4 protein-coding genes are annotated in these 6,276 nt (G+C 75.3%); all 4 read right to left on the reverse strand.

Translation table 11 applies throughout. From position 1 onward, the window contains the following. A partial coding sequence (locus tag ACFWFR_RS16405; protein WP_377623664.1) for a PHP domain-containing protein occupies positions 1–2,937 on the reverse strand: 2,937 nt, incomplete at its 3' end. Beyond that, positions 2,930–4,639 carry a DNA polymerase Y family protein gene (locus tag ACFWFR_RS16410; protein WP_377623666.1) on the reverse strand — a complete coding sequence of 570 codons (1,710 nt, stop codon included), beginning with the start codon at positions 4,637–4,639 and terminating at the stop codon, positions 2,930–2,932. The genes ACFWFR_RS16405 and ACFWFR_RS16410, both read right to left, overlap by 8 nt. Then, positions 4,636–5,400 (reverse strand): hypothetical protein, encoded by a 765-nt coding sequence (locus tag ACFWFR_RS16415; protein WP_191804731.1) that lies wholly within the window; start codon positions 5,398–5,400, stop codon positions 4,636–4,638. Before ACFWFR_RS16415 ends, ACFWFR_RS16410 begins: the two co-directional genes overlap by 4 nt. Before the next feature lie 293 nt (positions 5,401–5,693). After that, positions 5,694–6,080 (reverse strand): hypothetical protein, encoded by a 387-nt coding sequence (locus ACFWFR_RS16420; protein ID WP_377623667.1) that lies wholly within the window; start codon positions 6,078–6,080, stop codon positions 5,694–5,696. Positions 6,081–6,276: the final 196 nt, after the last annotated feature.

The raw sequence follows: 6,276 nt of genomic DNA on the forward strand, positions 1-6,276 counted from the left end.
GTCGGGCAGCACGTCCCTGCCCGACGGCGCCCCCTCCCCGGCCTTCCGGCTCGCCGACACCCCGGGCAGGCGCTCGACCCCCGCCTTGACGCCCGACGCGTCGACGTCCGGGCGCAGCGCCGTGACGCCGTGACGACGCGCGTCCGCGACGAGCGACTGCGGCGAGTAGAACCCCATGGGCTGCGCCGCGAGCAGGCCCGCGAAGAACGCGGCCGGGTGGTGCACCTTGAGCCACGCGCTCGCGTACACGAGGTACGCGAACGAGTAGGCGTGCGACTCGGGGAACCCGAAGTCCGCGAACGCCTTGAGCTTGTCGAAGATCTGCTCGGCGACGTCCGGGGCGACCCCGTTCTTCGCCATGCCCGCCAGGAGCCGCCCGTGCAGCGCCTCCATGCGCTCGACCGACCGCTTGGAGCCCATCGCGCGGCGCAGCTGGTCGGCCTCCGCCGCGCTGAAGCTCGCGACGTCGATCGCCATCTGCATGAGCTGCTCCTGGAACAGCGGCACGCCCAGGGTCTTGGCGAGCGACTTCTCGAGCAGCGGGTGCAGGTACGTGACCTCCTCCCGTCCGCGCGCCCGGTTGATGTACGGGTGTACCGAGCCACCCTGGATGGGGCCGGGGCGGATGAGCGCGACCTCGATCACGATGTCGTAGAACGTGCGCGGCTGCAGGCGTGGCAGCGTCGCCATCTGGGCGCGCGACTCGACCTGGAACACCCCGACGGTGTCCGCCGCGCACAGCAGGTCGTAGACCGCGGGGTCCTCGTCGGGCAGCGAGTGCAGCTCGAGGTCCAGGCCCTCGTGCTCGGCGATCAGCTCGAACGCGACCCGGATCGCCGTGAGCATCCCCAGGCCCAGGAGGTCGAACTTCACGAGCCCCGCGTCCGCGCAGTCCTCCTTGTCCCACTGCAGGACCGTGCGCCCCTCCATGCGCGCCCACTCGACCGGGCACACCTCGATCACGGGGCGGTCGCACATGACCATGCCGCCCGAGTGGATGCCGAGGTGCCTCGGGAGTCTCAGGAGACGCTCCGCGAGGCTCAGCACCGGACCCGGGATCTCGCCCTCCTCGGCGGCCGACGGCGGACGGTGGGCGGGCACGACGTCGTGCGGGTCGTCGGAGCGCAGGGTGGGCTCGTCCCGCCGGTCCGCGTCGTCGTGAGCCAGCGGGTCGACGACGCGACCCGACAGGTCCGGGGTCCAGTCGGCGTGCCCCGCGTGCGGGCGGTCCGCACGTCGTCGCGACGGGCCCTGCCGGCCCTGCTTGCCCTGCTGGGGTGCACCGGTCCCCCAGACCTCGGCCATGCGGGCGTCCTTGGCCGCGGTGCGGGTCACGACGGTGGGCCGACCGACGGGCGTCGTGACCGCCCCCGCCCCTGCCGAGGCCGGGGCCCCCGCCGGAGCCGCCCCGTGCGCCCCGCGTGCGGCGATCGCCCGTTCCCGGGCCGCCCGGTCCGCCGCGGGCGACGACGGGTCCGGCCCGCGCAACGACCCCCAGCGCTCGATCGACTTGCTCCACGCGTCCTGCTGCCCGACGTCGTGCCCGAGGGCCCGCGCGGCGTCCCGCACCGCGGACCGGGGCCGGTAGGAGATGACGTTGGCGACCTGCGCCGCGTGCGTGCGCCCGAACCGCTCGTACACGTACTGGATGACCTCCTCGCGGCGCACCGACTCGATGTCGACGTCGATGTCCGGCGGCCCGTCCCGCTCGGGCGCGAGGAAGCGCTCGAACAGCAGGCCGTGCTTGACGGCGTCCACGGCCGTGATGCCGAGCGCGTAGCAGACGGCCGAGTTCGCGGCCGAGCCGCGCCCCTGCGCGAGGATGCCGCGCGTGCGGCAGAACTCCACAAGGTCGTAGACGATGAGGAAGTACCCGGGGAACCCGAGCTGCTCGATGATCGCGAGCTCGTGGTCGATCTGCCGCCACGCCCCGGGCTCGCGCTCGGCCTCGCGAGGGCCGTAGCGGTCGGCTCCCCCGCGCTCCACGAGCACGCGCAGCCACGACCGCTCGTCGTGCCCGTCCGGGACCGGGTACGGCGGCAGCTCGGGGGCCACGAGGCGCAGGTCGAACTGGCACTCGGCCCCCAGCTCCGCGGCAGTGACCACGGCCTGCGGGTGGCGACGGTGCCGGTCGAGCATCTCGGCCGCCGAACGCAGGTGCGAGGTGGGGGCCCCGGGCAACCAGCCGTCCATGTCGTCGAGCGACGACCGGGCGCGCACGGCCGCGAGCGCCCCCGCGAGGGGCGCGTCGCGGGGGCGCGCGTAGTGGACGTTGCCCGTCGCGACCAGCGGCAGGCGTGCACCCGTGGCCAGGTCGGCGAGCGCGTCGCACAGGTCGCTGTCGCGGGGGTCGCCCGAGTCGGTGATCTCGACGGCCACGTTGTCCGGGCCGAAGACCTGGACGAGCCGGTCGAGCTCGCGGCGAGCGGCCCGCGGCCCCTCGGTGAGCAGCGCCGAGCGCACCGCGCCCTTGCGGCAGCCCGTCAGGACGAGCCACTGGCCGCCCGACTGCTCGCCGAGCAGGTCGAGACGGTAGTCGGCCGCCCCCTTGGTACCCGTCGCGAGGTGCGCGGTCGCGATCGCGCTCGACAGGTTGCGGTACCCGTCCGGGCCGCGGGCCAGGACGAGCAGGTGGGACGCCCGCGGGTCCGGCACGCCCGTGGGCGCGTCCAGGACGGGGGCAGCACCAGGGGCGGGTGCGACGGGCAGGTGCAGCTCGGCGCCGAACACGGTCGGCAGGGACACCGCGCGCGCCGCGGTCGCGAAGCGGACCACCCCGTACAGGCCGTCGTGGTCGGTCACCGCGAGCGCGGACAGCCCCAGGTGCGCGGCCTCGGCCGCGAGCTCCTCGGGATGGCTCGCGCCGTCGAGGAAGCTGAACGCCGAGTGTGCGTGCAGCTCCGCGTAGCGGGGCGCCGAGCCGGCGGGCCTAGTCATAGACGGCCTCCACGGTCCAGCGCCCCTGGGCGCTCGCGAGCAGCACGCCGCGCCCGTCGTCGAGCAGCACCTGCAGGTACGCCCGACGGCGCGGGGTCTGGCTCCACCAGCGTTCGGCGAGCGGCCACGGCCCGGCCCAGCCGAGCACGCGGGCCGAGCGCGGCCGTCCCGACTCCCACCGTACGGTCGCGGGCGGTGCGCTCATCGCGAGGCGCACGTCCACGCGGACGGGGGCTCCGCCGTCGTCCAGGACCGTGACGTCCTCCGGGACGTCCAGCACGAGGGCCGGCGCGGGCTCGGGCAGGCGCCCCGGCCACGGCAGGTCCGCGCGACGCGGCGCGGGGGCCGCGTCGCCCCACGGGGCGAGGTGCACCTGGTCGTGGACGTCGCGCCCGCCCTGCGTGACGACGCTCAGCACGCCGTCCCCGCCCAGGAGGCCCTGGACACGGCCCAGCGCACGCTGGGCGCGCGCGTCCTCGCCGCTCGACGCGCCCCACAGCCGCGGCTGCTCGACCCCTGCGGCCACGACCTCCTCCGCGGTGATCGCGAGCCGCACGAGCGGTGAGGGCCGGTCCTCGGGCAGGTCCGGCAGGTCCTCGAAGGCCGTGCCGTCGTCCGGCTCGGTCCCCCGAGCGTCCCGACGCGGGCCCTGTCGCCGCTGCCGCTGCTCCTGGCGCCGGCGCTGCCCCAGCGCGACGCGCGACGCCGTGAGCCACCCTTCGAGCTGCCAGCGCACGCGGTCGGTGATCCGGGCCGCGGTGAGCCCGCCCATGGCCCCGTCGTCGCAGCGCCAGGTCCGTTCGAGCTCGCGCCCGTCCTCGGTGCGGGCCGTGATGCGCAGCCGACCGCACGACGAGGACCGCTCGACGAGCTGGGCGTGCAGGTCCTCGGCGAGCCTCCGGGCCGCGAAGGTCGCGACGTCGACGCGCTCGGCGGGCGGGTCGAGCTCGCACTCGACGGCCACGTCCGCCTCGATGCGGCGTCTCGCGGGCGGGCGCAGGTCCTCGCCCTGCGCCAGGCGCTGGGCCCACGCGCCCAGGTCGCCGAAGCGCGAGCGCACGCTCGCTGCGGGCAGGGCCGCGAGGTCCGCGAAGGTCCGCAGCCCGAGCCGCCCCAGGAGGTCGACGAGCTGCGCGACGGGCTGGGCGTCGCCCACGACGACGTGCGCGAGCTCGCCCAGCGGGCGCGGGGCGAGGTAGGCGCGCGAGGTCCCGGCGGGCACGACCGCCGAGGCCCGCGCCGCGAGCACGGCCGCGAGGATCCCGTCGGCGACGCCGACCTGGCTCTCGTGGCCCGTGTCCTGCGCGACCCGCTCGACGAGCACCTGCGCGAGACGTTCCTCGGTGCCGTGGTAGCGCGCGGGACCGCCCGAGGGCAGGAGCAGGAGCCCGGGGCGCGCGACCTCGATGCCCGCGACCACGGTCTCGGCCGCGAGCGCGACGGGCTCGAACTCGCGCGCGTCGCGGCCGTCGTCGGCGTCGAGCAGCTCGATCTCGGGGCAGCACTCCTGCGCCCGACGACGTCGCATCCCCCGGCGCACGCCCTGCGCCCGGGCGGTGGCCGAGACCGCGAGGACCCGGCGGCCGTCGTGCGTGGCCGCCGGCACGTGCGCGGGGACCTGCCCCGCCCCCATGGCCGCGACGACCGGCCAGTCCGGCACCCACAGGACCGCTGTGCGGGTGGCCGTGGTCTCGGTGCTCATCCGACGAGCCGGAGGCCGGGCGGGGTCTTCTCGACCTGCCGCGGGTTCTTCACGGCGTGCGCGCGCAGCGGCAGCTCGACCTGGCGCTCGATGCCGCGCGAGGCCCCGGCCCGCCCGCTGCGCTCGACCGTCAGCCGGCGCCGGCGGAGGTACCCCGCGCCCTGGTCCACGCCCGACCACGTGCCCTCCCGGACCGTGAGGACCACGTGCGCACCGGCCCAGGGCTGTGCCGCGACGAGCAGGTTGCCGCGCTCGCGGGCACGCGAGGTCAGCCGGCGGCGGTCGGTGTCGGTCAGTGCGGCCTGCGGGCCGACCACGACGACGTCGATCCCGTCGAGCAGGGCCGCGACGGCTGCCGCGGCGTCGGGTCCCGGGGACGGGACGAGCGCGACACGGCCGAGGTCGATCCCGGCCTCGGCCGCTGCGAGGACCCCGAGGCGGGGGAACCCGACCATCGCGGTCCAGGCCCCCGTGCGCGAGGCCTCCGACAGCAGCGCGAGCAGGAGCGAGGTGGAGCCGTCGACCACCACCGCGGTACCGCGCTGGAGACCGCCGAAGGGCAGCAGACCGGTCAGCTCGTCGGGGACCGGGAGGAGCCTCTCCTCCCCCGTGCTCCCCGGTGCTCGCCGGGCCGAGAGCTCGGCGCGGCGCAGCACAGACCGGGCGAGCAGGGTCCGCTCGGCGTGCGTGGGGCCGGTGGCGCCTGCGGTGTCCGCGGGGCCGCCCAGGGCCGCCAGGAGGGCGTCGTCGACCAGGGTCATGACACCTCCTGCACGCTCGAAAGACATTCGAACAGGTGTTCGAACACTTCCAGTACACGCCTTCCCCGAGGGGGTGTCAACTCGCCCGAGCCCCTCGGCGCCGGGGGTCAACCAGTGGTCGATAGTTCGTCGAGCACGCAACTATCTACTAGGCATCCGGGCATTCTGGAAGTCTCACTCAGGGCTTCAACCTTGGGCAGGAATCGGCGGATCCCCGGCGATCTCATGCCCTCCCGCACGGCGCCACGCGAGGCCAGACCCTCGAGCGGCACTCGAGAGAACGACGACCTGTGTCATCGAGCGTGCGAGGGGCGGACCCGGAGCGCGAGGACCACGTAGACCCCGACCGCGACGAGGCCGGCCAGGACCCCCAGGACCGTGGAGGCGCTCGGCCCCTCGTCGACCGTCCGCCAGGTCCCGATCGCGACCCCCACCCCCGTGAACAGCCCCAGGAGGACGAACGCTGCCTTCTCCCCCGCGAGCGGCCCCCGGCGGCGCACCGTGATCGCGATACCGAGCGCGGCCACGAGGGCCACGGCACCGAACAGCACCACGGCGGTCGTGGTGTCGTGGATGAAGTGCCCCCTTCCTCGCCGCTGCTGCATCAGCAGGATGGGGGCGATGACCGCCAGGATGATCAGGACGGCGCTCTCCGTCGTCCCCTTGCGTCGCTTCTGCACCCGCACATGGTGGCAGACGCGACACCTCGGCAGCCCCGGACGAACGCCCGAGGGGCCCGGCCTGTGCAGGCCGGACGTCCGGGAACACGAGACCCACGCCGATATCGTCTTAGACGAGATCGCGCGGCAGTAGTAGCCCGTCGTGCTGCAGACCGCGCGTGAGCCCGTATTAGCGCACAAACAGTTGACGGGACCC

The sequence above is a fragment of the Oerskovia sp. NPDC060287 genome (assembly GCF_042726775.1).
In the GTDB taxonomy this organism is placed as follows: domain Bacteria; phylum Actinomycetota; class Actinomycetes; order Actinomycetales; family Cellulomonadaceae; genus Oerskovia; species Oerskovia merdavium.